Annotated in this window: 22 protein-coding genes and 1 tRNA gene; 9 read left to right on the top strand and 14 right to left on the bottom strand. The window is 73.4% G+C overall.

Annotated elements, in window-relative coordinates:
• The first annotated feature begins 55 nt into the window (after positions 1 to 55).
• Together ACWDVB_RS02855 and ACWDVB_RS02850 are read left to right on the top strand one after the other, a co-directional pair.
• Entirely contained in the window at positions 56 to 907 is an 852-nt protein-coding gene (locus ACWDVB_RS02855; RefSeq protein ID WP_451515652.1) for a maleate cis-trans isomerase family protein, read from the top strand.
• Entirely contained in the window at positions 904 to 1,641 is a 738-nt protein-coding gene (locus ACWDVB_RS02850) for a maleate cis-trans isomerase family protein (protein WP_451515653.1), read from the top strand. Before ACWDVB_RS02855 ends, ACWDVB_RS02850 begins: the two co-directional genes overlap by 4 nt.
• A gap of 31 nt (positions 1,642 to 1,672) precedes the next feature.
• Here the strand turns inward: ACWDVB_RS02850 and ACWDVB_RS02845 are convergent, their stop codons facing one another.
• Both ACWDVB_RS02845 and ACWDVB_RS02840 read right to left on the bottom strand, forming a co-directional pair.
• Positions 1,673 to 1,933 (bottom strand): hypothetical protein, encoded by a 261-nt coding sequence (locus tag ACWDVB_RS02845; RefSeq protein WP_451515654.1) that lies wholly within the window; start codon positions 1,931 to 1,933, stop codon positions 1,673 to 1,675.
• The gene (locus ACWDVB_RS02840) at positions 1,930 to 2,178 is read right to left on the bottom strand and encodes a hypothetical protein (protein WP_451515655.1); all 249 of its coding nucleotides are present in this window, start codon (positions 2,176 to 2,178) and stop codon (positions 1,930 to 1,932) included. The genes ACWDVB_RS02845 and ACWDVB_RS02840 overlap by 4 nt, the downstream gene beginning before the upstream one ends.
• A gap of 199 nt (positions 2,179 to 2,377) precedes the next feature.
• Here ACWDVB_RS02840 and ACWDVB_RS02835 point away from each other — a divergent pair, with 199 nt between their 5' ends.
• The gene (locus ACWDVB_RS02835) at positions 2,378 to 3,493 is read left to right on the top strand and encodes an LLM class flavin-dependent oxidoreductase (protein ID WP_451515656.1); all 1,116 of its coding nucleotides are present in this window, start codon (positions 2,378 to 2,380) and stop codon (positions 3,491 to 3,493) included.
• A 179-nt stretch (positions 3,494 to 3,672) separates the two neighbouring features.
• On the opposite strand, the gene ACWDVB_RS02830 is transcribed toward ACWDVB_RS02835, so the two are convergent.
• Entirely contained in the window at positions 3,673 to 5,937 is a 2,265-nt protein-coding gene (locus tag ACWDVB_RS02830) for an EAL domain-containing protein (RefSeq protein ID WP_451515657.1), read from the bottom strand.
• A 355-nt stretch (positions 5,938 to 6,292) separates the two neighbouring features.
• Here ACWDVB_RS02830 and ACWDVB_RS02825 point away from each other — a divergent pair, with 355 nt between their 5' ends.
• A complete protein-coding gene (locus ACWDVB_RS02825; RefSeq protein ID WP_451515658.1) occupies positions 6,293 to 7,594 on the top strand; it encodes a M6 family metalloprotease domain-containing protein in 1,302 nt (433 codons plus the stop codon).
• Positions 7,595 to 7,649: 55 nt separating this feature from the next.
• Here the strand turns inward: ACWDVB_RS02825 and ACWDVB_RS02820 are convergent.
• From ACWDVB_RS02820 to ACWDVB_RS02795, 6 genes are all read right to left on the bottom strand, one after another.
• Positions 7,650 to 7,723: transfer RNA gene (locus ACWDVB_RS02820), tRNA-Lys, on the bottom strand.
• Between the two features lie 84 nt (positions 7,724 to 7,807).
• A complete protein-coding gene (locus tag ACWDVB_RS02815) occupies positions 7,808 to 8,161 on the bottom strand; it encodes a hypothetical protein (protein ID WP_451515659.1) in 354 nt (117 codons plus the stop codon).
• Positions 8,162 to 8,511: 350 nt separating this feature from the next.
• Positions 8,512 to 9,873, bottom strand: coding sequence for an AAA domain-containing protein (locus ACWDVB_RS02810; protein ID WP_451515660.1), 1,362 nt, complete (start codon positions 9,871 to 9,873; stop codon positions 8,512 to 8,514).
• Positions 9,873 to 11,459 carry a hypothetical protein gene (locus ACWDVB_RS02805; RefSeq protein WP_451515661.1) on the bottom strand — a complete coding sequence of 529 codons (1,587 nt, stop codon included), beginning with the start codon at positions 11,457 to 11,459 and terminating at the stop codon, positions 9,873 to 9,875. Before ACWDVB_RS02805 ends, ACWDVB_RS02810 begins: the two co-directional genes overlap by 1 nt.
• Before the next feature lie 217 nt (positions 11,460 to 11,676).
• Positions 11,677 to 12,798: a hypothetical protein gene (locus ACWDVB_RS02800; RefSeq protein ID WP_451515721.1), complete on the bottom strand. Its 1,122-nt coding sequence runs from the start codon at positions 12,796 to 12,798 to the stop codon at positions 11,677 to 11,679.
• Positions 12,779 to 13,732 (bottom strand): phosphatase PAP2 family protein, encoded by a 954-nt coding sequence (locus tag ACWDVB_RS02795; protein ID WP_451515662.1) that lies wholly within the window; start codon positions 13,730 to 13,732, stop codon positions 12,779 to 12,781. The genes ACWDVB_RS02800 and ACWDVB_RS02795 overlap by 20 nt, the downstream gene beginning before the upstream one ends.
• Before the next feature lie 238 nt (positions 13,733 to 13,970).
• On the opposite strand from ACWDVB_RS02795, the gene ACWDVB_RS02790 reads away from it, so the two are divergent.
• The gene (locus tag ACWDVB_RS02790; protein WP_451515663.1) at positions 13,971 to 14,564 is read left to right on the top strand and encodes a histidine phosphatase family protein; all 594 of its coding nucleotides are present in this window, start codon (positions 13,971 to 13,973) and stop codon (positions 14,562 to 14,564) included.
• 7 nt (positions 14,565 to 14,571) lie between these two features.
• Here ACWDVB_RS02790 and ACWDVB_RS02785 read toward each other — a convergent pair whose 3' ends face one another.
• Positions 14,572 to 16,077 carry a twin-arginine translocation signal domain-containing protein gene (locus ACWDVB_RS02785; protein WP_451515664.1) on the bottom strand — a complete coding sequence of 502 codons (1,506 nt, stop codon included), beginning with the start codon at positions 16,075 to 16,077 and terminating at the stop codon, positions 14,572 to 14,574.
• Between the two features lie 313 nt (positions 16,078 to 16,390).
• Here ACWDVB_RS02785 and ACWDVB_RS02780 point away from each other — a divergent pair, with 313 nt between their 5' ends.
• Entirely contained in the window at positions 16,391 to 16,885 is a 495-nt protein-coding gene (locus ACWDVB_RS02780) for a hypothetical protein (RefSeq protein WP_451515665.1), read from the top strand.
• 56 nt (positions 16,886 to 16,941) lie between these two features.
• The gene (locus ACWDVB_RS02775) at positions 16,942 to 17,805 is read left to right on the top strand and encodes a spermidine synthase (RefSeq protein ID WP_451515666.1); all 864 of its coding nucleotides are present in this window, start codon (positions 16,942 to 16,944) and stop codon (positions 17,803 to 17,805) included.
• A gap of 9 nt (positions 17,806 to 17,814) precedes the next feature.
• Here ACWDVB_RS02775 and ACWDVB_RS02770 read toward each other — a convergent pair whose 3' ends face one another.
• Positions 17,815 to 18,342, bottom strand: a complete 528-nt coding sequence (locus ACWDVB_RS02770) for a hypothetical protein (protein WP_451515667.1) — start codon at positions 18,340 to 18,342, stop codon at positions 17,815 to 17,817.
• Positions 18,343 to 18,400: 58 nt separating this feature from the next.
• On the opposite strand from ACWDVB_RS02770, the gene ACWDVB_RS02765 reads away from it, so the two are divergent.
• Together ACWDVB_RS02765 and ACWDVB_RS02760 are read left to right on the top strand one after the other, a co-directional pair.
• Positions 18,401 to 19,102 carry a response regulator transcription factor gene (locus ACWDVB_RS02765; RefSeq protein ID WP_451515668.1) on the top strand — a complete coding sequence of 234 codons (702 nt, stop codon included), beginning with the start codon at positions 18,401 to 18,403 and terminating at the stop codon, positions 19,100 to 19,102.
• Positions 19,099 to 20,487, top strand: a complete 1,389-nt coding sequence (locus ACWDVB_RS02760) for a sensor histidine kinase (RefSeq protein ID WP_451515669.1) — start codon at positions 19,099 to 19,101, stop codon at positions 20,485 to 20,487. The genes ACWDVB_RS02765 and ACWDVB_RS02760 overlap by 4 nt, the downstream gene beginning before the upstream one ends.
• A gap of 61 nt (positions 20,488 to 20,548) precedes the next feature.
• On the opposite strand, the gene ACWDVB_RS02755 is transcribed toward ACWDVB_RS02760, so the two are convergent.
• From ACWDVB_RS02755 to ACWDVB_RS02745, 3 genes are all read right to left on the bottom strand, one after another.
• Positions 20,549 to 21,970, bottom strand: a complete 1,422-nt coding sequence (locus tag ACWDVB_RS02755; RefSeq protein WP_451515670.1) for a GH1 family beta-glucosidase — start codon at positions 21,968 to 21,970, stop codon at positions 20,549 to 20,551.
• A gap of 84 nt (positions 21,971 to 22,054) precedes the next feature.
• Positions 22,055 to 22,906, bottom strand: a complete 852-nt coding sequence (locus tag ACWDVB_RS02750; RefSeq protein WP_451515671.1) for a carbohydrate ABC transporter permease — start codon at positions 22,904 to 22,906, stop codon at positions 22,055 to 22,057.
• Entirely contained in the window at positions 22,903 to 23,910 is a 1,008-nt protein-coding gene (locus tag ACWDVB_RS02745) for a carbohydrate ABC transporter permease (protein ID WP_451515672.1), read from the bottom strand. Before ACWDVB_RS02745 ends, ACWDVB_RS02750 begins: the two co-directional genes overlap by 4 nt.

The following is a 23,910-nucleotide window of genomic DNA, read 5'->3' as shown; positions in this document are numbered from 1 at the left end:
CGTCCCCGGCCCCCGGCCGGTCCCTGATCATCACGCACGAACTTGGGGCCTGCTCATGGACGTCTCCTTTCTCGGCGGACCGCCCCCACTGCCCGAACGGCGTGGGCTCTACCCCCACCCACAGCGCGGCGTAGGTGTCGTCGCCCCTTTCGACTTCGCCCTCGACCGGGAACTCTGGCGCTGGGTCCCGGACGAGGTCTCCCTCCATCTGACCCGCACGCCGTACGTGCCCGTCGAGGTCAGCCTGGACCTGGCACGCCTGGTCAGCGAGCACGAGACGCTCGCGGAAGCGGTGCGCGCGCTGACCGTCGCCGAGCCCGAAGTGCTCGCGTACGCCTGTACGTCGGGCAGCTTCGTCGGGGGCACCGCGGGCGAACGCGCGATGTGCGAGGCCATGACGCGCGAGGGCGCGGTCGCCTCCGTGACCACGTCGGGCGCGCTCCTCGAAGCCCTGGACGAACTCGGCGCCACGCGCATCGCGCTCATCACGCCCTACACCTGGTCGGTGACGCAGGCCCTGGAGGAGTATCTGGCCGAGGCGGGCGTCTCGGTCACCGCCCGCGCCTACCTCGGCCTGACCCGGCACATCTGGAAGGTGCCCTACCGGGCCGTGACCGACATGGCGCGCCGCGCGGTCCAGGGCAGGGTGGACGCCCTCTTCATCAGCTGCACGAACCTCTCCACGTACGACGTGATCCCGCAACTGGAAGCGGAACTGCGCATGCCGGTGATCTCGGCGAACCAGGTGACGATGTGGTCGGCCCTGCGTCGGCTGGGTACGCGTGCGGTAGGGCCTTATCAGGCACTGATCGACCCGGGGGCGCGGCCGGGCGCGAGCCCGCTGAGCCCGCCGCCCCCACAGGGCCTGCCCGAAGGACCACCCGCAGAAGGAGGAGGCTGGACGTGACGGCACTCGGATTTCTCTACCCGGGGCACTCGGCCGAGGACGACTACCCCCGCATGGAGCAGATGCTCGGCAGCGACGTCCGGCTGCAGGTCGTCCACACGGACATCGGCGAGGACGCGCACCGGGTCGACGCGCTCCTGGAGATGGGCTCGGCCGCGCGGCTCGCCGCCGGCGTCGAGGAGCTGCGGCTCTCCGGCGCGGAGGCGGTGGTCTGGGCGTGCACCAGCGGCAGCTTCGTCCTCGGCTGGCAGGGCGCGCACGAGCAGGTCCGCGACCTCGCCCGCACGGCGGGTCTGCCCGCCTCGTCGACCTCCTTCGCGTTCGCCCACGCCCTGCGCGAGGTGGACGCGGTCCGCGTCGCGATCGCGGCGACGTATCCGGAGGACGTGGTCGCGCACTTCGCGGAGTTCCTGGAGGTGGCGGGCGCGGAGGTCGCCTCGGTGCGGGGGAGCGGCATCATCACGGCGGCGGAGGTCGGCACCTGGGGCCGCGAGGAGGTCTTCGCGCTGGCCCGCGCAGGCGACCACCCGGACGCCCAGGCGCTGCTCCTGCCGGACACGGCGCTGCACACGGCGGCGTACGTCCGCGACCTGGAGGCGGCCCTCGGCAAGCCGGTCCTGACGGCCAACCAGGTCACGGTCTGGGAGGCCCTGCGGCTCGCCGAGCGCCGGGTGAACGCCCCGGGGCTGGGCTCCCTGTTCACGAAGGAGCCGCTGGTCCAGGTCAAGGACTGAGGGACAGGCAGGGCCAGGCAGGGACAGGCCCTCAGGGGCTGAGGATCAGCCTGACCACCGTTAACGTCTGGACCGACCCGGAGACGTAGTACAGGACGATGGCGCCGTTGACCGTCGCCTCCCTGCGGTCGGGGTCGTCCCGTACGGGCGTCGATCCGTGGCCGTACGGGTCGCGGCCCACGGTGCGCGCGAGGGCGGCGCGGAAGGCGTCGGCGTCGCCCATCTTGGCGAGGGTGTCGTCGGCGGGCGGCGCGTAGGTGACGCGGTGGCCCCGGCGGTGGCGAGCGCTCATGACGTGCCCCGCCGCTCCGCCTCGTCGGAGGCCAGCCGCGCGAGGCGCGCCTCGGCGTCCGGGTCGGGCACGGCCTCCAGCATCCAGTGCCGCATCACGGCGTGGATCTCGTCGACCCCGGCTCCGTTGATGGCCCGGTCGAAATCCGCGCGCCGCTCCTCGGGCAGGGCGGCGCGGATGTCCGGAATGGTGTTGGGCACCTCGACCTCGACTCCGTCGACGAGGGTCTTCAGGGGATCAGCCATGGTCGGCACGGTAGCCGCGTCCCCGCGCGTACGTGCGGGGAACAGACGCGTACGGGCGGGGAACAGACGCGTACGGGCGGGGAACAGACGCGTACGGGCGGGGAACAAACGCGTACGTGCGGGGAATAAGCGGAGTGTGCCTCCTGTTGGCTCTTCCGTACCCACGTGACGTACGTACGCAGTGCAGGAGGCACCCCCAGTGACAGTGGACCCGACCGGTGACGGCAACCGCGACGACGGCATCCGCGGCGAGCGGCACGGGAGCGCGCCCGTCCCCCTCTCCGTGCTCGACCTCGTCACGGTCGGCGCCGGGCGCACCGCCACCGACGCGCTGCGCACCAGCGTCGAGATCGCCAAGCTCGCCGAGGCCCGCGGCTACCACCGCTACTGGGTGGCCGAGCACCACTCCATGCCGGGCGTCGCCTCCTCGTCCCCTGCGGTGATCCTCGCCCACCTCGCCGCCCACACCGGCCGCATCCGGCTGGGCTCGGGCGGCGTCATGCTGCCCAACCACGCCCCGCTCGTCATCGCCGAGCAGTTCGGCACCCTGGAGGCGATGGCCCCCGGCCGCGTCGACCTGGGCCTCGGCCGCGCACCCGGCACGGACGGCGCGACCGCCGCGGCCCTGCGCCGCACGGACCGGCCGGGCGAAGGCGCCGACGACTTCCCGCAGCAGCTCGTCGAGCTGACGCGCTTCCTGGACGACGACTTCCCCGACGGCCACCCCTACGGCCGCATCCACGCCGTCCCCGGCCCCGTCCAGGCGACCTCGCCCGGCGGCGTCCAGTCCCGGCACCGCCCGCCGCTGTGGCTGCTCGGCTCCTCCGGGTTCAGCGCCCGCCTCGCCGGTGTCCTCGGTCTGCCGTTCGCCTTCGCGCACCACTTCTCCGCGCAGAACACCATCCCGGCCCTCGACCTCTACCGCGAGTCGTTCAAGCCCTCCGCGGTCCTCGACGCCCCCTACGCCCTCATCGGCGTCTCGGCGCTCGCGACCGACGACGAGAACGAGGCGCGCCGCCAAGTCATGGCCGCGGCCCTGAACATGGTCCGCCTGCGCACGGGCCGCCCCGGCCTGGTCCCCACGCCGGAGGAGGCGGAGGCGTACGCGTTCAGCGAGATGGAGCGGGAGTTCGTCGACAGCTGGAACACCAACGTCATCCACGGCACCCCCGACCAGGTCCGCACCGGCCTCGACGACCTCGCGAAGCGCACCGGTGCGGACGAGCTGATGATCACGGGCAACGCGCATAGTGGGGACATCCGCCTGCGCTCGTACGAACTCATCGCCGACGCGTACGGGTTGCCCCGGGCTTAGCCGGCCCTGGGGGTGGCGCCCGTCAGGGGCGCGGGGAACTGCGCGCTCAGCCCCATACGCGTCGCACCGGCCGGTCCACAGGGCCACGCAGACGCGTCTGCCTGCCGCGGCACGCCCGCGGGTGCGGGTCGCACGGGGTTGCTCGCGCAGCTCCCCGCGCCCCCTGGCGGGGCCGTGGCTCAGGCCCCCGCCCCGCGCAGTAGTACGGAGATACGATCCGCCGGAACCGCCCGGGAGTACAGCCACCCCTGACCGGTATCGCAGCCGATACGCCGCAGCCGCGCGGCCTGCGCCGCCGTCTCCACGCACTCCGCGGTCACCGTGATCCCCAGCCGGTGGGCGAGCTGCACCAGCGCCTCGACGATGACCTCGTCGGCGGGGTTGAGGTGCTCCTCGCCCTCCTCGTACTGGAATCCCCGTACGAAGGACCCGTCCAGCTTCAGGACGGACACCGGCAGCCGGCTCAGATACGCCAGGTTCGAGTAGCCCGTGCCGAAGTCGTCGATGGCGATCCGCACCCCCATGTCGCTGAGCTCCTGCAGCGCCTGAAGGGGCCGTCCCGCCGAACCCATGACGGCCGACTCGGTCAGCTCCAGTTGCAGCAGCCGGGCCGGGAGCCCCGTCTCGGCGAGGATCTCCGCCACGTCCGCGACCAGGTCGGAGTCCCACACCTGCCGCACCGCCACGTTCACGCTCACGAACACCGGTTCCCGCTCCGGATGCGCCAGCTGCCAGCGCCGCGCCTGCCGGCAGGCGGTGCGCAGCACCCAGCGGCCGAGCTGCACGATCGACCCGTCCTCCTCCGCCAGTCCGATGAACCGATTCGGCGTCAGCAGTCCGAACTGCGGATGCCGCCAGCGCACCAGCGCCTCGACGCCCTGCACACCCTCGTCGCCGAGGCCCACCAACGGCTGGTACTCCAGGACGAATTCGCCGCGCTCCACGGCGGGCCGCAGTGAGCTGGAGAGCGCCTGGCGGGTCATGCGGTGGGCGTTGCGCTCGGGGTCGAAGAGCGTCCAGCGGGCCTTGCCGTCCGTCTTCGCCCAGTACAGCGTGGTGTCGGCGGCCTGCATGAGCCCGGTCGTGGTGGTGCCCGCGGCGCGCCGCTCCACCACGCCGATGGATGCGGAGACGGAGAGCCGCTGGCCGGCCAGGTCGAACGGCTCCTGGAGAGCCCGTAGCGCCGCCTCGGCGAGGTCCGTCAGCTGGTCCGTCCCGGTCGAGTCCTCCACGAGCAGCGCGAACTCGTCACCTCCCAGGCGTGCCACCAGCGGCGCCGTCACCGTGCCGTAACCGGCCTGGTCGGCGCAGCGCGTGAGCCGCTCCGCGACGGCGGCGAGCAGCCGGTCGCCGACCCGGTGGCCGAGGGTGTCGTTGACCGCCTTGAACCCGTCGAGGTCCAGATAGCAGAGGCCGACCCGGCCGGTGCTCGTCTCGTCGTAGGCGCCCGCTTCGAGCGCGGAGGAGAGCCGCTCGAAGAAGAGGTTCCGGTTGGGCAGCCGGGTCACCGGGTCGTGCATCTGTACGTGGCGCAGCCGGGCCTGCAGCTCGCGGCGCGCGCTGATGTCGGCGACGGAGAGCAGGACGGTCCTGCCCGCGCCCCGCTCGGCCGACTCCGGCATCGGCGTCGGCATCGGCGAGACCGTGATCCGTACCCACAGCGAGTGCCCGTCTGGGTGCTTCAGGCGCCGCGTGCAGCGCAGCTTGGCCTGCCGGCCGCGGAGTACCTCGCGGTAGGCGTGCCAGGTCCGGGCGTCGGAGGTCAGGTCGACCAGGTCCGCGGCGATGCCTCCACGGAGCGCCTCGGGGCTCGCGCCGAGGAGGGCGGCGAGGGCGTCATTGGCACTGAGGACCAGTCCCTCACCGTCGACGACGGCCAGGGGCAGCGGGGCATGGACAAACGCGCCCCGATAGTCGTCCCCCTCGACGCCGCGTGACCCGGCCTCGACGCCGTGAGGCCCGGTCCCGGTGCCGCGTGGTCCCGCCTCGGTGCCGCGTGGTCCCGCCTCGACGCCGTGAGGCCCGGTCTCGGTGCCGCGTGGCCCCGCCTCGACGCCGTGAGGCCCGGTCTCGGTGCCGCGTGGCCCCGCCTCGACGCCGTGAGGCCCGGTCTCGGCGCCGCGTGGTCCCGCCTCGACGCCGCGTGGCCCGGCCTCGACGCCGCGTGGTCCCGCCTCGACGCCGCGAGGCCCCGCCTCCGCGCCGCGGCGCCCCCGCTCCGGAGCACGAGCCCCCGGCTCGGTGGCGCGAGCCCCTCGCTCGGGGTTGCGTGGCCCCGGCTGCGTGGCGCGAGCCCCCTGCTCCGCGTGGCGACGCTCTCGCTCCGAGGCGCGGCGCTCGCGCTCGGGGGCGTGGCGCTCGCGGTCCGGATCGCGACGCTCCCGCTCCGGATCGCCACGCTCTGTGACGACCGGGCGGGCCCGGCCGGGTTTTGTGGCCACCATGGAGGGGGGCCCTTGGGACGTTCGGTTCACCGCTTGCTCCCGCAGTCAGTCGTTCTCGAACAGGTCTCGTCGGGCGGCGGGCAGGTGGCGGGCGGCGGTGTGGGGCCGGGCCCGCGCAGGAAAGTGTGCCGATCATAGAGGTCCGCCAGATGCCGTATCCAGCCATGGCGCCGCACCGGGTGGGACCCGCCCCCGATGGCAGATCGTTTCTGCTCGGCGCTGCACTGGTTCCTTCACGCCCCGATCGCTTGTGACGTTCCGTGAGCGGTCGGGGTGTCGCGCGTCGGTCCCGCGCTCACCCGGAAGGCCCAGGCAAACAGGGCGGAGCGCGACAAAGCGTCACAAGGTGGGTGGGGTGTCCCGCATTCCGCTCCCGGAGGTCGACGTGCCGCGTCAGCTCCCCCCTTGGGGACTCACCCGTGGAGGGAGGAACCGCAGGCCATGGAGGGACCCCCGGGTGCGCAGCACCACGGCGCTGCTCACCTCGCTGACCGCCCTGGCCGCCACCTCGCTCGTCGCGGGCCCCGCCGTCGCCGAGTCCACCGCGGGACCCTGCGCCCTGCGCCGCACCGCCGCGCACCACTCGGAGGGGCTCGACACCTGGAACACCGCCTATCCGCGCCCGGCCAGGACCCTGGACGCGGTCATGATCTTCCTGTCCTTCCCGGACTCCCCGCCGCTTGCCACCCCGGAAGAGCTGGCCGCCGACCACTTCCCCGACACCAGCCGCTTCTTCGAACAGGCCTCCTACGGAAAGTTCCGCCTGAGCCCGCATCCGCGGCGCGAGTGGGTCCAGATGCCGCGCGCCTCGGTGGCGTACGCGATAAAGCGCGACTGGAACGCCCAGCGCCGCGCCGCCTATCTGCGCGACGCGCTCGCCGCCGCCGATCCGCACGTGGACTTCTCCCGGTACGACGTCGTCTACTTCGTCGCCGACCCGGACGCGCCCGGCGTCGACTCGGACGCCACGAAGGTCGTGAACTTCGACCGGCCCATGCGGGCCGACGGCATGGACATCCGGCGCGTCGTCACGGTCTTCGAGCGGCACCCGCCGGACCGCAACGTCCTCGCCCACGAGACGGGCCACGTCTTCGACCTGCCCGACCTCTACCACCGGCCGACCGACGGCAACGGCGACTGGGACACCCACGTCGGGGACTGGGACGTCATGGGCAGCCAGTTCGGTCTCGCCCCCGACCTCTTCGGGTGGCACAAGTGGAAGCTCGGCTGGCTGGAGCCCCGCCAGGTGCACTGCGTGGCGGCGGGCGCCGAGCGGCTCACCCTGGAGCCGCTGTCGGCGCCCGCCGTGCGGGGGGCCGTCGGCGGCACCAGGCTGGCGGTGGTCCGCACGGGCCGGGACACGGCGATCGCCCTGGAGGCGCGGGGCGCGCTGGGCAACGACCACGCGACCTGCACGGAGGGCGTCCTCGTCTACCAGGTGCGCAACGGGACGGCGTCGGGCGGCGGCCCCATCGAGGTCGTCGACGCCCATCCGGAGTCGGAGTCCTGCTGGGGCGACTCGGTGTATCCGCAGCTGGCGGACGCTCCGGTGCGGGCGGGCGAGAGCTTCACGGTGCCCGGCGAGAACGTACGCGTCGAGGTGGAGACGCGGACGGCGTCGGGGGCGTGGACGGTGAAGGTGGCGGTGGGCCGATAGCGCCGACGGGCATGCGAAAAGCCCCTCGCTCGCACGAGGGGCTTCTCACTGTCTGTGCGCCGCCAGGGACTCGAACCCCGGACCCGCTGATTAAGAGTCAGCTGCTCTAACCAACTGAGCTAGCGGCGCCTGCTGACGTCGTAGACCTTAGCACCCTGATCGCCGCCAGGAAAAATCGATATCCCCTCGGCCGGACCGGACCGCCCGAGGCCCTCAGCCGTGCCTCTCGGCGCCCCCGCGCAGCAGATCCCTGCCGAACTCCACCATCTTCTTCGCGTAGTCCTCGGTCCACTCCGCGCGCTCCGCGATCAGCGCGGGCGTCAGCCGGTCGAAGCGGCGCGGGTCGGCGAGCTGGGCGGCTGCCATGGCCTGGAACTCGATGGACCGGTCCGTCGCGGCACGGAACGCGTGCGTCAGCTCCGTCGCGCGGTCCAGCAGCTCGCGGGGGTCCTCGATCGACTCCAGGTCGAAGAAGTGCTCGGGATCGGCCGCGGCCTCCGCCGGCTCGAAGAGCAGGGGCGCGGGGCGCATGCGCTGCTCGGTCCGGGGCCGCTCGGGCTCCGCCATGGTGGTTCCTCCTCGTACGGTGCGCGCCGTCCGTGCGGCGTCCGGCCGTCTTCCATTCTCCCTTGCCGCACAAGGGGGCGGCCGGTCCCCCCTTACGGTGCCTGCCGGAGCACCCAGTGCTCGGACAGCCGCGCCAGCACCGCGATGACCGTCCGCCGGACAGGTGCCGGAGGGACGGTCAGGGGCGCCAGATCACCCGGTGCTCGGACCAGTGATCCCAGGTGGACATCATTGCCTCCCAGCCGTCCGGGGCTGTATCCGTTGGCCGCCTCCGGCGGCGTGCCGGGCTCCGTCCGGCGGCTCGGGCGGCGCCGCGCTGACCGTCCGCCGGACAGGTGCCGGAGGGACGGTCAGGGGCGCCAGGCCACCCGGTGTTCGGACCAGTGATCCCAGGTGGACATCATTGCCTCCCAGCCGTCCGGAAACTTCACCGTGACGCCCAGCTGGACCGGCTCCGTGGAGGGGTGGTCGTCGAGGAGGGTGTCGACGCCCGCGCGGCAGACCACGATGCAGGCGTGGCGGTGGCGGGAGGCCAGGACGCAGAGGCGGCCCGTCTCCAGGTGGAAGGCCGTGGCGTCGGGGCGGCCGGAGAGCGGGTGCAGGACGACCGTCACGTCGTACTCACGGCCCTGCAGACGGTTCGCCGTGTCCACCGTGACGTCCGTGACGCCCAGCTCCGCGAGGGCCGCGCGGACCGCCGCCGCCTGGTCGCGGTGGGCCGTGCCGACGGCGACGCGGTCGGCCGTGAGCGGGACCGGATCGGGGTCCCGCTCCGAGGTGGCCGCACCGCCCCGGTCCAGGAGGCGGCGCACCACCTGCGCCAGCGCGCGGACGGCCTCCGGGTCCGTGCGCGGCGTGTTCCGCGCGGGCAGCTCAAGCAGGCCCCAGCCCGCCTCGGCCGCCTCGTCGATCACCCGGTCCGGGACCGAACCGTCCGACTCCACCGCGAAGCGCAGCACACGATCCCCGTGGCCCGTACCGCTACGGAAGGGCGTGTACGGGTAGAAGGCGCCCGAGACCAGCGGGGCCGCCGACGCGGGCAGCCGCCAGGACACCGGCAGACGGTGCTGCGGCAGCTCGGGGTTGTGGGCGAGCAGCGTCGTGACGGCCGAGGCCGAGGGGTCGTACGAAAGGCCCGCCCACTGCTCCGCGCCGACGATCGAGAACGGGTCCAGCTGGCCCGGGTCGCCCACGAACAGCGCCCGCTCGAACAGGCCCGCCACGGCGAGCAGCGCGTCCGAACGCATCTGGTACGCCTCGTCGACGATCGCGTGCCCCCACGGCGCGTCCAGCTGGTCGGCCTTGACGTGCGCCCACTTCGCGGCCGTCGAGATGACGACGTCCAGACCGGCGAGGTCCCCCGCCTTGGTCGACTTGCGTACGTTCGCCAGGTCGTCCAGCGCCTTGTCGTACGGGTCGGGGTCGCTGCTGTGCAGACGGCCCACCGGGAGCTCGGGGTCCTTCTCGGCGAGCCGTAGGACGAGGTCGTCCACCTGCGCGTTCGTCTGCGCGATCACCATCAAGGGGCGGCCCGCCGCGGCCAGTTCACGCGCCGCGCGGACCACCAGGGTCGACTTGCCGGCGCCGGGAGGCGAGTCGACGACGACACCGCGGTCCGTGCCGTGCAGCGTGTCGTGGAGGATCGCCTCCGTGGCGCGCGCGGCCTCGGCGCCGGGGTCGAAGGTGCCGCCCGCGGGCGGGGCGAGCTGCATCACAGGGTGTCCTCCGCGGTCACGGGATCGGGGCTCTCCGCGCTGTCGGAGGGCGGCCCGCCGTGCGTCCACGGCGTGTCCTCCGGGTCCGGGAGCTTGGGGCCGCCGCGCTGCTCGTGCTCGAAGAGCGTCCAGCAGATCCGGTCGCCCTTGTCGGGGACCGACCCCGCGTCGGGCTCCTTGCCGCGGCCCATCTTGTCGGTGAGGCGCAGCACGACGACGCCCTCACCCTCGTACGCCACGAACTCCGCCGTCTGCGGCTTGCCGTGGAGGGAGCGGTACACCTTCGTGCGCGCGCCGAGGTGGGGACGGTCGTCCGTGCGGACGGTGACCAGTGGGCGCGGCCGGGGACTCCTCGCCTCGCTGTACGCCATGACGACCTCCGTCACCTCACCGGCGAAGGCCTCGCCCGCGAGGCGGCGGCCCGCCATCACCAGGGGGTCGTCGAGTGCCTCCTGGGCTTCCAGGCGGGCCTGCTCACGCTCGCGCGTGGCCAGTTTGTTCGCCGCGGTGATCGCGTCGTCGACGCGGGGCTGCGGGGGTTCGCCCGCCGTCACGCGGTCGCGGTGCCCGGTGAACGACCAGCGGTCGCGGGTCCACCGGTCGGCGTCGTGCGCGGCCACGGGCAGGGTGCACAGGGCGTCCAGGCCGCGCCACACGGCGTCCCAGGTGGGGCGGGTCCTGCTCTCGATCAGCGCCTGGATCTCCCGCTCGGCGGCCGTCAGAACGGCAAGCCGCTCGTCCGCCTCGACGCCGTCCTCGGCGGCGGCCAGCGCGGTGCGCGCGCGGTCGTAGCGCTCGATGGCCGGGGCGAGCAGGTCGTTGTCGAACGCCGGGTCCGTGGCCGGACCTGCCGGCGGGCACAGCAGCTGCCCGTCCTTGTCCCGGTCCAGCTCGGCACGGAGCGCGGCCTCGGCGCCCGATGTGCCCTCCGGGGCCTCGATCCAGGCGAGGAGGGCGCCCAGATGCTGGTCCTCCAGGCTGGACTGGCCGGTGGCCCAGTGCCGGGAGAGCAGCTCGGTCATGGCGACGAGCAGCGACGAGCCGGGGACGCGGGCCCGCTCCCCGAAGTGCGTCAGCCAGCGGCCGAGAAGCGGGACGCGGGGCGGGGCGGGACAGGGCGTCTCGGGGTCCTGCTCGGCGGTGCGGCGAAAACGCATGGAGCGGCCGAGGAGCCGTACGAACTCGACGCCGGCGCGACTGGGCACGATCAGCTGCGGGGCGTCCGCGCACAGCTCGACCTCCACCTTGACGCGCTTCCCGGTCTCGGGGTCCGTCTCGCTGCGCTCGGCCACCTCGACGTCGCCCGCGTACGCGTCGACGTACGGCAGGACGATCTCGGCCAGCTGTGCGAGGAACGCGAAGCGGAGGTCGCGGTCGCGGGGCTGCGGCACGACGAGGAGGCGGGGCGAGGTCCGCTCCGTCCCCACGAGGGCGCCCAGCGGTGCGCCCGCCTCGCCGGCGGTGGTGAGGGGGACGAGGACGAGGGGGCGCTGGGAGATGTGCCTGTGCCGTGCCGTTGCTCTTGGCTGTGCGCGTCCGGTGCTCGCGGCTTCCAGCCGGGCGAGGCTCTCGATCAGCGACACGTGCGGCCCTTCTTCGTCTGCGGGCGGTGCGTCTTCGTCTGCGGGCTGCCGGGCCTTTGCCCGCCGCTCCGCGGCGGATGTTTCCCACCCACCCACCCGTTCACCCCGCGTCGAGCAGTCACCGAAGGGCGGCGACAGCATGAGGGAGGCCCGCTGGTGGCTCTGCGCCAGGGCGGCATGCAAGCACCCTCGAACCGCACACGAAGCGGCGCCGGCATCACGACCCCCCCAAGGCGCCCACGCCAGCAGACGCGCCCACACCCGACAACGCCTCCCCCCTCAGCGCCGCCGCCCTCCGCAGTGTCCTCACCGCCGGGTCGTCCACGTCCGCCGACGAACCCGCTGCCGCCGCGAGGACCTCGCCGATCGTCGTCAGGCCGCCGAGGTCGCCGCGGATCGCGCGGCCCAGGGACGTCACCTCGCCCTCCTCGCGGGCGCGGGCCCGGCAGTGGAAGGCCAGTTCGCAGGCGGACAGGCACTCGGGGGCGTACGTCGCGGGGACCGCCTCGACGGCCGCCGTCAGCTCGGCGGCGGGGCGGCGTACATCGAAGGTCGCGCCCTCGGGGAGCTCCGCCGCGATGTCCTCGACCCGAGTGAGGCGGGCCAGCTGGCGCCGGGTCACGGAAAGCTGCTTGCGAACGTCGATCGCCGAAGCCGTGGGGAGGTTGGAGAAGTCCTTGGGACAGACGAGGAGGACGTGGTGCCGGATCCGCGGGGCGGGATCCAGGCGCGCGGCCACCCGCTCCAGCGCCAGTGCGTACACCGCGGCCTGGCGCGCCGCCGCCCCCACCTTCGCCGCGTCCGCCGAACCGTCGATCATCGGGAAGGACTTGATCTCGACGACCGTCCACCCGCCGTCCGGATGGACGACCACCGCGTCCGGCTCGAGGAAGGCGAGCGTCCCCGCCACGTCCAGCGCCAGCATGGGGTGGTCGAGGAGCGTCCAGCCGCCGGACTCCGTCGCCTCGCGCAGCGCGAGCGCCGTGCGCGCCGCCCGGCCCTCGGGGCCCACCGCCGCCAGGTCGGGGAGAGCGGATTCCCCGGGGACCGGCTCGGGCCCGCCGCCCAGGCGCCCATGCGTCAGACGCAGCAGCTCGGCGCCGCCGTCGGCCTTGACCCGCGCCTCGAACGCGTTGCCCCGCATGAACGCGAACTGCGACTGCCCGAAGCCGGAGGGCGAGCCCAGCGACCGGGCGAGCGCCGTCTTGTCCACGCCCGCGCCGTCGAGCAGCGCCCGCCGTCTGCACCCGGGGTTGGCCGCGAGCGCGGCGAGCGCGCGGGCGTCCAGCGGCTGCGCGGGAACGTCGGCGCCGCGCAGCTCAGCGAGCCGGTGCCGCAGCGCCGTCCCCCGCGTCGACGGGGTGGGCGCTCGGCTCGGCTTCCGGGCCGGGACTCTGCTTGCGCTGTCGGGGAAGTCGCTCACCCGTCGAAGTCTGGCACCCGCCACTGACAATTGAGGTCTCTGCGGCGGACGATGCCCCCGCACCGGGCGTGAAGCGCGCCCGCAGCCGTGCCATGACCGGGTCCGTGAGGCGCCGCAAGGGCCGTACGAGCAGCAGCCCGACGCCCATCACGACGCCGCCCGCGACCGCGTCGAGGAAGTAGTGGTTGGCGGTGCCCATCACGACGAGCGTGGTGATGAGCGGGTACGCGACCGCGGCGGCCCGCATCAGCGGCGAACGCCCGTGCCGCCACAGCATCACACCGCACCACAGCGCCCACCCCACATGCAGGCTGGGCATCGCCGCGTACTGGTTGGTCATGCCGCCGAGCCCGCGCGGCGCGCTCGCCTCGGTGCCCCACCAGCCGTAGTCGCTGTACTGCGCCATGGTGTCGATGAAGCCGTGGCCCGCGCTGAGCAGCCGCGGCGGGCAGGTCGGCAGGAGCGTGAAGCCGACCAGGCCGATCAGCGTGGAGATCATCAGCCACGCGCGTGCGGCGCGGTAGTGCACCGCGTGGCTCCGGAAGAGCCAGATCAGGACGGCGGGCGTGACGAGATAGTGCAGCGAGGCGTACCAGAAGTCCGCGGGGACGCCGATCCAGGCGTGGGCGGTGAAGAGACGGTTCAGCGGGCTCTCCGCGTCGAGCCGCAGGAACTGCTCGGCCTTCAGGATCCCGACGCCGTGGTCGACGGCGCTGGAGACGTCACCCCGGGCGAGCAGCCGCCCAGCCGAGTACGCGGCGTACACCAGCACGATCAGCGGCAGCTCCGTCCACCAGCGGAGCCGGTGCCCGATGGTGCGGCCGATGCCTGGTACGGCGGTCTTCGGCATCCGGTCGATCCCCCATCATCTCTGTTCACTCGGCGCGGGCCGCCGGATCACTTTACGGCGTACGCGAGCGTGCCGAGGCATCCCCTGTGGCGCCCCCCGGAGGTAGGGGACGCAGAGATCCGCCGACGGGTTGCGAGGCCGGGTGAGCCTTCGATCAGAGGTGGGTGATGATGGAGGGGGCGGGGACTCCCTGTCCGTAGAAAGCGCCAAATAAGCACAAACGTGGAGAGGTCCCCGCATGGCACCCCGCATCCTGCTGGCCCGGCACGGACAGACGGAATGGTCACTGTCCGGGAAGCACACCGGCAGGACGGACATCCCGCTCCTGGACGAGGGCCGCCGTGGCGCGAAGCTCCTGGGCGAGCGGCTGCACCGCGCGCCCTACGACGGCCTGCCCGACGTGGAGGTGCGCACGAGCCCGCTCTCCCGCGCGCGGGAGACCTGTGAGATCGCCGGCTTCGGGGACCGCGCCCGCACGTGGGACGCGCTCATGGAGTTCCACTACGGCGACTACGAAGGCATGACACCGGCCGACATCCGGGCGGTCCACCCCGGCTGGTTCATCTGGCGCGACGGCGTCCCGAGGGGCGAGACGCTGGCGCGGGTCGCCGCCCGCGCGGACGAGGTCGTGGAGTGGGCCAGGAGCGCGGAGCGCGATGTGCTGGTCTTCGCGCACGGCCACATCCTGCGGGTCATCGGCGCGCGCTGGCTGGGCCTCGACATCGACTTCGCCGCCCGCATCCGCCTCAACCCGACCTCGCTCTCGGTCCTCGGCTGGGCCTACGGAGAGCCCGCCATCGAGTCGTGGAACGAGACGGGCCACCTGGCCTGACGCCCGACTACACGGCGCGCGGCAGCGCGGCATGCCGCTCCAGGAAGACGCTCACCTCCGCGGCCCTGCGGTGCGGCAGCAGCACCCGCGCCGTCGTGGCGAGCATCGACTGGACGCGGGACGACTGCACCTCGTCGAGGAGCGAGAGGACCCGCAGCCCCGCCGCCGCCGCCTCGTCGGGGCGACCCGCGCGGGCCAGGTCGTCGGCCAGCTCGGCGGTGTAGAGCGCGATGTTCCGGGTGAACTGCGGGGTCTGCGAGGACGCCGTGGCCGCCGCGCGCCGCGCGTGCCGGGCCGCTCGCGCCCAGTCGCCGAGCGCCGACCAGCACTGCGCCTCCAGGCCCTCCAGCTCGGCCGGGCCGTAGAAGCTCATCCACTCGGGGTCGGCGTCCGAGTCCCCGCGGTCGAAGAGGGCGTGCGCGCGGGCCAGCGACTGCTCGCAGCCCGCGCGGTCGCCGAGCCCCGCCCAGCCCCCCGCCTCACGCAACGCGATGAGCGAGCGCAGCCGGTGCGAGCCGCGGTGCCGGGCCGCACCGGCAGCCGCTTGCGCCGCCCGCACCGCCTCACGGGGGCGCCCGGCGTCGCGTGCCAGGAAGGCGGTGTTGCAGAAGGCGTGCGCCTCCACGTCGAGGTCCCCGGCGACCCGGGCCGTCGCGAGGGCCTCGGCGTAGTGCGAGCGGGCGTCGTCGAAGCGGCCCGAGTCGTGCGCCAACCAGCCGACGGAGATGGCCAGTTCACCGGCGCCCGCGTGCAGCCGGTCCGAGGTGGACTGCCGGGTGGTGCCCGCGTCGAGCAGGGCGTAGGCGGTGCGCAGCGGGGCGGCGGCGCGCCGGTAGAGGCCGTCGGCGCCGTGCCGGTCGTCGAGCAGCCTGATCTTGCGTACGGCGTCCTCGACCGCGCCGGCCTCGGCCTCGCCGATCCTGCGGCCGCGCAGGGCGGTGGCCTCGGCCTGTCCGCCCATGGTGAGCCCGATGGGCCCCAGGGACGCGGCGGCCACGGCGGCGGTGGAGCCGGTCATGAATGCGCGACGTTGCACATCGCTCTCCTCGTGAGTCTGGACCGCGTACGGATCGCAGGCGTGGGGGTCGGACCCGGACGGATGGGACTCGTACAACTGGATCGTGTCGTGCGGCTCGTTCGTGGTGATGGGCTGGGTGATGGGCTGCCGGGGCGCGCGGGGGCGGGGCACGCTAGGCGGGTGCGGCGCCTCAGAGTCCGTGCGCGCCGCCCTTCCGCGCACCTGCGCGCGGGGGACGAACCCCAGGTCGGCGAGTGTGCGGCCCGGGAACATGTGCAAGAACACACGCTCGTAGGCGTAGTTGGGGCAGCGGATCTCCCCCGCCTCCACGCGCCCGACGTAGCGCGCGTCGCAGCTGACCCGCTCGCCGATCTCGCGCGCGGCCCGCCGGACCGCCGCGGCGAACTCTCCGGGGGAGCGCTGTCCGCGCAGCTGCCGGAAGGCGAGGTTCGGTCGCGGGGACTGAGTTGACGATGCCATCGGTGAGGACGCCATGGCCGGACCCTCTCGTGCGGAGCGTGCCGGTCCGCGCACACGCTGGCGCACTGGACGCCGCGCCCGCGCACGGGATACTCGCGGGGTTGCCCCCTGTTCCGGCGGAGCACGAACGTACCCGCTGTGACGGGGCCGACACACGGAGTTTGGCTACAAACCGGATATCTCCCCCACGATCTGCCATGAACTGCCACTCTCTGCGGCGGCGTGCCGCAGTGCCTGTTGACGCCGGGCCGCGTTGAACCATGTGGAGTGGGAGACCAGAACAGCTCCCGCACTCGCGAGGAGGGGGTCCCCCTTGTTGGAGATCGGCATGCAGAACAGCGACTCCCGTACGAACGGCGGCGCGCCCCCGGCCTCACTGACGACGGCGCGGCACCTCCCCACCGAGGACGGCAGCGCCCCACCGCCGGGCGCCGCCCCCTGTGACGACGACTGCTGCGACCTGGTCACCGTCCCGGCCAGGCAGGGACTGGAGGCGGTCGACATCCTGCGCCGCTGCGCGGGCGACACCATCGGCCCCGTCCTGCACGACGGAAGCTGCGACACCCTCGGCTTCCTGGTGCCGCCCGGCACCGCCGACGGCTGGGACCTGCCGGGCAGCGCCTGTACGCAGACCTTCGGGCGCGGCATGCGGGTGTACGCCGAGCCGGAACCGGGCCCCACCGTCCCCGAGCCACCGGTCGCGGGCACCGGCTGGCTCCTGCCGCCGGGCGGCGAGACCGACCCGGTCACGGACCCGGCCGTCCTGCGCGCCGCGCTCGGCCAGGCGGCCCGCACGATCGAGGCCGTCGACAACTGCCGCTGAGCGGTCCCCGCACCGCCGCCGGGCCGCCGGCGCCCTCGTACGTCGATAATGGCCTGGTGGCAAGGAACAGGCGATCCCGGGAAGCGGCATCCGAGGCCGTCGTCGAGCAGGTGGACGGCGGGCTCGCCGAGCTGATGCCGGACCGGGACAGGCCGCGCGCCTGGACGCTGCTCGTGGACGGCGCCCCGCAGTCCCATGTGGACCTCGACGACCCCACGTACCTCGACTTCGAGTACCAGCGCAGGCTCGGCCACATCGCCGACCTCGTCGCGCCCGCGGGCAAGCCGATACGGGCCGTGCACCTCGGCGGCGGCGCCTTCACCCTCGCCCGCTACATAGCGGCGACGCGCCCCCGCTCCACCCAGCAGATAGTCGAGCGCGACACCGCGCTCATACAACTGGTCCGCCGCGAGCTGCCGTTGGACCCGCAGGCCCGTGTGCGGGTGCGCGGCGCCGACGCCCGCGAAGGGCTCGCGAAGATCGCCGACGGCTGGGCGGACCTCGTCATCGCCGACGTCTTCAGCGGCGCAAGGACCCCCGCGCACCTCACCAGCACGGAATTCCTCACCGACGTACGCAGAGTCCTCGCGCCCGGCGGCTACTACGCCGCCAACCTCGCCGACGGACCGCCGCTCGCGCATCTGCGCGGCCAGCTCGCCACCGCCGCCGCGCTCTTCCCCGAACTCGCGCTCGTCGCCGACCCCACCGTGCTGCGCGGCAAGCGGTTCGGCAACGCCGTGCTGCTCGGCTGCGACCACGCGCTGCCCGTCGCCGAGCTGACCCGGCGCAGCGCGAGCGACCCGCACCCCGGCAGGGTCGAACACGGGCGGGGCCTGCGGGACTTCAGCGGGGGAGCGGCCGCCGTCACGGACGCCCGCGCGGTCGCGTCGCCGGCACCCCCGCCGTCGGTGTTCCGCTGACCCCGCGCGTCAGTACGTGGTGATCTCGACCCGGGGTGCGGTGTCGTGCCAGGTGCAGAAGACCGACAGCCTGTCCGCGCCCGCCATGAACTCCACGCGGATCCACGTGTCCTGCTTCCACGTCTGCACCGACCAGCCCGCCGCCGGGGTCGCGGAGACCAGCGCCGCGGAGTCCTTCCCGAGGTCGAGGACGACGCGGCCGCCCTTGGTGCCGTAGCTCTTGGTGCGGGTCTCGGGCGGTTCGGGGGATTTCGGTCGGCGTGGGGTCTCCGTGGACTCAGGGGACTTGGAGATCTTCGAGGACTTAGGGGTCTCTGGGCTCTTCGGCGGCTTCTTGGCCGGTGACGGAGCGGGGCGGTGCGTCGAGGACGCCAGCGGCTCCGCGCGGTCCGCGCCGCCGTCGGCCGCGAGCGGCAGGGCGCGCGGCGGGTCGTAGACGGTCCCCGCGAGCACCGTGTGGACGCCCCACCACGACAGCGTGACCGCCGCGCCCGTGGCGAGCGACCATGCGATCGCGTGTACGACTCCTCTGTGCATCGCGGGCCATACTGCACCACGCGGCGATGGTTCCTCCATATGGCGTACGGTGCCGCCCATGGCAAGTGTGCTCGTCGTCGAGGACGACCAGTTCGTACGCTCCGCCCTCATCCGGCATCTGACCGAGGCGTCGCACACCGTGCGCAGCGTCGGCACGGCCCTGGAGGCGCTGCGCGAGGTCGCCCATTTCCGCTTTGACGTGGTGATCCTGGACCTCGGCCTGCCCGACCTCGACGGGTCGGAGGCGCTGAAGATGCTGCGCGGCATCACGGACGTCCCCGTGATCATCGCCACCGCGCGGGACGACGAGGCGGAGATCGTACGGCTCCTCAACGACGGCGCCGACGACTACCTCACCAAGCCGTTCTCCGTCGAACACCTGTCGGCGCGGATGGCCGCCGTGCTGCGCCGCGCGCGCGGCACGGCCGGTGAGGCGCCGCCCAGCGACGTCCTGCGGGTCGGCGGGCTCCGCATCGACCCGCTGCGGCGCCGGGCCGATCTCGACGGGGCGGGCCTGGACCTGACCCGCCGCGAGTTCGACCTGCTCGCCTTCCTGGCCGGGCGGCCCGGCGTCGTCGTACCGCGCAAGGAGCTGCTCGCCGAGGTGTGGCAGCAGAGCTACGGGGACGACCAGACCATCGACGTACATCTGTCGTGGCTGCGGCGGAAGCTGGGCGAGACCGCCGCCAAGCCGCGCTATCTGCACACGCTGCGCGGCGTCGGCGTGAAGCTGGAGCCGCCGGCGGAGTCGCCCCGGTGAGGTGGGCGCTCGTCAAGGTGTGCCTGGCCGTCACGACGATGGTCGTGGTGGCCTTCGCGGTGCCGCTCGGACTCGTCGTCAAGGAGATGGCGAGGGACCGCGCCGTCTCGAACGCGGAGCGGCACGGCGCGGGCATGGGCCCCACGCTCTCCATCACCACCGACCGCGAGGAGCTGACCCGGGCCGTCGCCACGTCCGAGGCGGGCGGCGACGGGCGGATGGCGGTGTACGTACCGGCCGTCGACGGCGCCCCCGCCTTCGAGGTCGGCGACCCGAGGGCGCGGGCGGGCGCCGTGGAGGCCACCCGCGAGGAGGGCCGCGCCAGGACCACCGAGGTGCCCGGCGGCTTCGTCGTCCTGCAGCCCACCGCGCTCAGCTCCGGTACGGCCGTCGTGGAGATCTACGTGCCCGAGGCCGAGGTCAGCAACGGCGTGACCACGGCGTGGCTGGTGCTCGCGGGCGTCGGCGTCGCGCTCGTCATCGGCTCCGTGGCCGTCGCGGACCGGCTCGGCGTACGCATGGTCCAGCCCGCCAAGCGGCTGGTGGGCGCCGCGCACGACCTCGGGGAGGGGAAGCTGGGGGCGCGGGTGCCGGAGGAGGGGCCGACGGAGCTGCGCCTGGCGGCGGTGGCGTTCAACGCGATGGCGGACCAGGTGGTGCAGCTCCTCGCCAACGAGCGGGAGCTGGCGGCGGATCTCTCCCACCGTCTGCGCACGCCCCTGACCGTGCTGCGGCTGAACGCCGCCTCGCTCGGCGACGGGCCGGCGGCCGAGCAGACCCGTACGGCCGTCGAGACGCTGGAGCGCGAGGTCGACACGATCATCCGCACCGCGCGGGACGCCAAGCCGCGGACGGCGGCGGTCGGGCCCGGGGCGGGCTGCGACGCCGCCGAGGTGATCCGCGAGCGGATGGCCTTCTGGTCGGCGCTCGCGGAGGACGAGGGCCGGGAGGTGCGGGTGGCGGGGGTGGAGCGGCCGGTCCACATACCGGTGGCCAGGCCCGACCTTGTCGCCGCGCTCGACGCGTTGCTCGGCAACGTCTTCCGGCACACGGGCGAGGGCACGGCCTTCTCCGTGGACGTGCACAGCGGCGAGGACGCGGTGATCGTCCTCGTCTCCGACGCGGGGCCCGGGATCGCCGACCCCGAGGCCGCGATGGCCCGGGGAGCGGGGTCCGGGGCGGACGGCTCCACGGGCCTGGGCCTGGACATCGTCCGCCGCCTCGCCGAGTCGACGGGCGGCGACGTCCGTGTCGGCAGCTCGGTCCTGGGCGGTACGGAGGTGCGGCTCCGGCTCCAGCGGGGGCGGCGCCGGGGGGCGGTGGGGCGGCGGGGGCATCGGGGCCCCGCCGTGCGCCGCCGGAAGCGTGCGGGCGGCCGGGGCTGAGATTCCCCGCGGGCGCGTCGTGGTTGCTCGCGCAGCTGCCCGCGCCCCCCGAGGTGCCGCCTCAGTCCAGCGCCGGCTCCCGTGGCAGCTCGCCCGCGGCGGCGACCGTCGCGTACCAGTGGGCGCTGGACTTCGGAGTGCGCGCCTGCGTCTCGTAGTCGACGTAGACCGCGCCGAAACGCTTGCTGTAGCCGTACGCCCATTCGAAGTTGTCCAGGAGCGACCAGAGGTAGTAGCCGCGGACGTCGGCGCCGTCGGTGATGGCGCGGCGGACGGCGGCCAGGTGGCCGTGGAGGTACGCGATCCGCTCCGGGTCGTGGACGCGGCCGTCCGGGTCGGGCTTGTCGTCGCAGGCCGCGCCGTTCTCCGTGATGTACACCGGAAGCCCCGGGGCCTCCCGGGCGTACCGCATGATCAGCTCGTGCAGCCCCGTCGGGTCGATGGTCCAGCCCATCGCGGTGCGCTCGCCCGGCGTCTGGTGGAAGGCGATGTCCTCGGACGCGGGCCAGGGCGAGTGCTCGCTGGCGCCGTGTCCGTCGGCGCGCGCGCTCCCGGCGTCGTCCGGGGCGGCCGAGACCAGCGCGGGCGTGTAGTAGTTGAGGCCCAGCGCGTCCAGCGGCTGGTGGATGTCGGCCAGGTCGCCCTCGTGGACGCAGGACCAGTCGGTGACCCGGGCGGTGTCCGCCAGGAGGTCCGCCGGGTAGGCGCCGTGCAGCATCGGGCCGTGGAAGACGCCGTTGGCGAGGTTGTCGACGCGCCGCCGGGCGTCCATGTCCCGCGGCGCGTCCGAGACCGCCCTGACCACCGCCGAGTTGAGGCTCACCGCGACGCGGGCGCGGGCCGGCAGGGCGGCGCGCAGCGCCTGGGTGCCCAGGCCGTGCGCGAGGTTGAGGTGGTGCGCGGCCTGCAGGGCGGCCGCGGGGTCGGTACGGCCGGGGGCGTGCACGCCGGAGCCGTAGCCCAGGAAGGCGCTGCACCAGGGCTCGTTGAGCGTGATCCAGGACTCGACGCGGTCGCCCAGGGCCTCGGCGACGAAGCCCGCGTACTCGGCGAACCGGTAAGCGGTCTCGCGCACCGGCCAGCCGCCCGCGTCCTCCAGCTCCTGCGGCAGGTCCCAGTGGTAGAGGGTCACGGCGGGTGCGATGCCCTTGGCGAGCAGCTCGTCGACCAGGCGCCGGTAGAAGTCCAGACCGCGCTGGACGGCGGGGCCGCGCCCGGTGGGCTGCACCCGCGACCAGGACACGGAGAACCGGTAGGCGTTCAGACCGAGGTCGGCCATGAGCCGCACGTCGTCGCGGTAGCGGTGGTAGTGCTCGACGGCGACATCGCCGGTGTCACCGTCGACCGTGCGGCCCGGCGTGTGGCTGAAGGTGTCCCAGATGGAGGGGGTGCGGCCGTCCTCGCGCACGGCGCCCTCGATCTGGTACGCGGAGGTGGCGGCACCCCAGAGGAAACCGGCCGGGAAGGTAAGGGTTTCAGGCATGGAAGCGCTCCCATGGGAGGAGGTCAGGACAAGGAGAGAGGACACGCGGGGGCGGGGGCGGGGCACGGCAGGCGGGGGCGGGCGTCAGCCCTTGACCGCCCCCTGCATGATCCCGCTCACGATCTGCTTGCCGAACAGGACGAACGCCAGCAGGAGCGGCAACGTACCGAGCAGCGCGCCCGCCATGATCACCGCCCGGTCGGGGATGTACCCCGTGCCGAGGGAGTTGAGCGCCACCTGCACGGTGGGGTTCGACTGGTTCAGGGCGATGATCGGCCACAGGAAGTCGTTCCAGGCCATGACGAACGTCAGCAGGCCGAGGACGGCCATCGCGGGCCGCGCCGCCGGGAACACCACGTGCCAGATGATGCGCACACTGCTCGCCCCGTCCATCCGCGCCGCCTCGATCAGCTCACCGGGCAGCGCCTGGAGCAGGTACTGCCGCATGAAGAAGACCCCGAAGGCGCTCACGAACGTAGGCAGGATCACCGACTGGAGCTGGTTGGTCCACTGCAGGTCGGCGATCCACAGATACAGGGGTACGACGCTCAGCTGCGGCGGCACCATCATCGTGCCGATGGTCAGCATGAGCAGCGCCCCGCTGAACCGGAACTTCAGCTTGGCGAAGGCGAACCCGGCGATCGTGGAGAAGAGGACGGTGCCGATGGTGATGCTGCCCGCCACGATTGTGGTGTTCAGCATCGCGTCGCCGAGGCTCGCCTCCCTCCACGCCCGTTCGAGGTTCTTGAAGAGGTTCCCGCCGAACCACAGGGGCGGCGGCGTCTGGGCGAGCCGTCCGCTCGTGCGCGAGGCCGCGATCGCCGTCCAGATCAGCGGCGCCAGCGAGATGGCGGTGAACAGCGCGAGGACGAGGTAGGTCAGCGGCCCCGCGTGCATCGTGCGGCCGGCCTTCTGGCCCAGCGTGCGGGACTTCATCGGTCCTTCCTCAGGCGTCGGGCGATCAGCAGGTTGACCGCGGCGATGAGCAGCAGGACCAGGAGCATCAGCCAGGCGACGGCCGAGGCCCGGCCCAGATGGCCGTTGATCCAGCCCTGGTCGTACAGGTAGAGACCGAGCGTCTGGAACTGGTGGTCGGCGCCGCCCTTGGACCCGGCCGTGCCGCCGAACAGCAGTGGCTCACCGAAGAGCTGGGTCGCCCCGATGGTGGAGACGACCACCGTGAACAGGATCGTCGGACGCAGCATCGGGATGGTCACGTGCCGGAACTGCTGCCAGCGCGAGGCGCCGTCCAGCGAGGCCGACTCGTACAGGTCGTGCGGCACGGCCTGCATCGCCGCCAGATAGATCAGCGCGTTGTAGCCGGTCCACCGCCAGATGACGATGGTCGACACCGCCGCCTGCGAACCCCACGACGACTCGCGCCAGTTGACCGGGTCGAAGCCGACGGAGCCGATCATCCAGTTGACCATGCCGCCGTCCCAGGCGAACAGCAGCGTGAAGACCAGCGAGGCGCTCGCCACCGACGTCGCGTACGGAGCGAGCATCGCGACCCGCCACAGCGTGGACCCGCGCAGCTTGTAGTTGAGCAGGTGCGCGATGCCGAGCGCGATGGCGAGCTGGGGGACGGTGGAGATGACACCGATGGTGAAGGTGTTGCCGAGCGCGTTCCAGAAGTAGTCGCTCTGGAGCAGGTTGGTGTAGTTCTCCAGGCCCAGCCAGGTGCTGTCGTCGAGGTTGGTCAGCTCCAGGCGGTGCAGCGACGCCCAGCCGGTGTAGAGCAGCGGGAACAGGCCGAAGGCGCCGAAGAAGAGGAAGAACGGCGCGACGAAGACGTACGGCGACGCCTTGATGTCCCAGCGGTACAGGCGGCTGCGCCACGAGGACGTCGTGGGGGAGGACGCGCGGCCCCCCGACGCGGCCGGGGCCGCGTCCCCCTTGCCGGGGGACGCGGTCTCGGCGTACTCAGCGGTATCGGACAT

It is taken from the genome of Streptomyces sp. NPDC003379 (assembly GCF_053589195.1).
Note: the sequence above shows the minus strand (reverse complement) of the source record. Positions and strands in the feature narration are given on the sequence as shown.

Coding starts and splice junctions, on each gene's coding strand:
- ACWDVB_RS02780 (WP_451515665.1), top strand. CDS start 16,391: ATGCAGAACAGCGACTCCCGTACGAACGGCGGCGCGCCCCCGGCCTCA.
- ACWDVB_RS02755 (WP_451515670.1), bottom strand. CDS start 21,970: ATGCCTGAAACCCTTACCTTCCCGGCCGGTTTCCTCTGGGGTGCCGCC.
- ACWDVB_RS02810 (WP_451515660.1), bottom strand. CDS start 9,873: ATGCAGCTCGCCCCGCCCGCGGGCGGCACCTTCGACCCCGGCGCCGAG.
- ACWDVB_RS02845 (WP_451515654.1), bottom strand. CDS start 1,933: ATGAGCGCTCGCCACCGCCGGGGCCACCGCGTCACCTACGCGCCGCCC.
- ACWDVB_RS02830 (WP_451515657.1), bottom strand. CDS start 5,937: ATGGTGGCCACAAAACCCGGCCGGGCCCGCCCGGTCGTCACAGAGCGT.
- ACWDVB_RS02840 (WP_451515655.1), bottom strand. CDS start 2,178: ATGGCTGATCCCCTGAAGACCCTCGTCGACGGAGTCGAGGTCGAGGTG.
- ACWDVB_RS02795 (WP_451515662.1), bottom strand. CDS start 13,732: ATGCCGAAGACCGCCGTACCAGGCATCGGCCGCACCATCGGGCACCGG.
- ACWDVB_RS02745 (WP_451515672.1), bottom strand. CDS start 23,910: ATGTCCGATACCGCTGAGTACGCCGAGACCGCGTCCCCCGGCAAGGGG.
- ACWDVB_RS02855 (WP_451515652.1), top strand. CDS start 56: ATGGACGTCTCCTTTCTCGGCGGACCGCCCCCACTGCCCGAACGGCGT.
- ACWDVB_RS02785 (WP_451515664.1), bottom strand. CDS start 16,077: ATGGCGTCCTCACCGATGGCATCGTCAACTCAGTCCCCGCGACCGAAC.
- ACWDVB_RS02790 (WP_451515663.1), top strand. CDS start 13,971: ATGGCACCCCGCATCCTGCTGGCCCGGCACGGACAGACGGAATGGTCA.
- ACWDVB_RS02770 (WP_451515667.1), bottom strand. CDS start 18,342: ATGCACAGAGGAGTCGTACACGCGATCGCATGGTCGCTCGCCACGGGC.
- ACWDVB_RS02750 (WP_451515671.1), bottom strand. CDS start 22,906: ATGAAGTCCCGCACGCTGGGCCAGAAGGCCGGCCGCACGATGCACGCG.
- ACWDVB_RS02765 (WP_451515668.1), top strand. CDS start 18,401: ATGGCAAGTGTGCTCGTCGTCGAGGACGACCAGTTCGTACGCTCCGCC.
- ACWDVB_RS02815 (WP_451515659.1), bottom strand. CDS start 8,161: ATGGCGGAGCCCGAGCGGCCCCGGACCGAGCAGCGCATGCGCCCCGCG.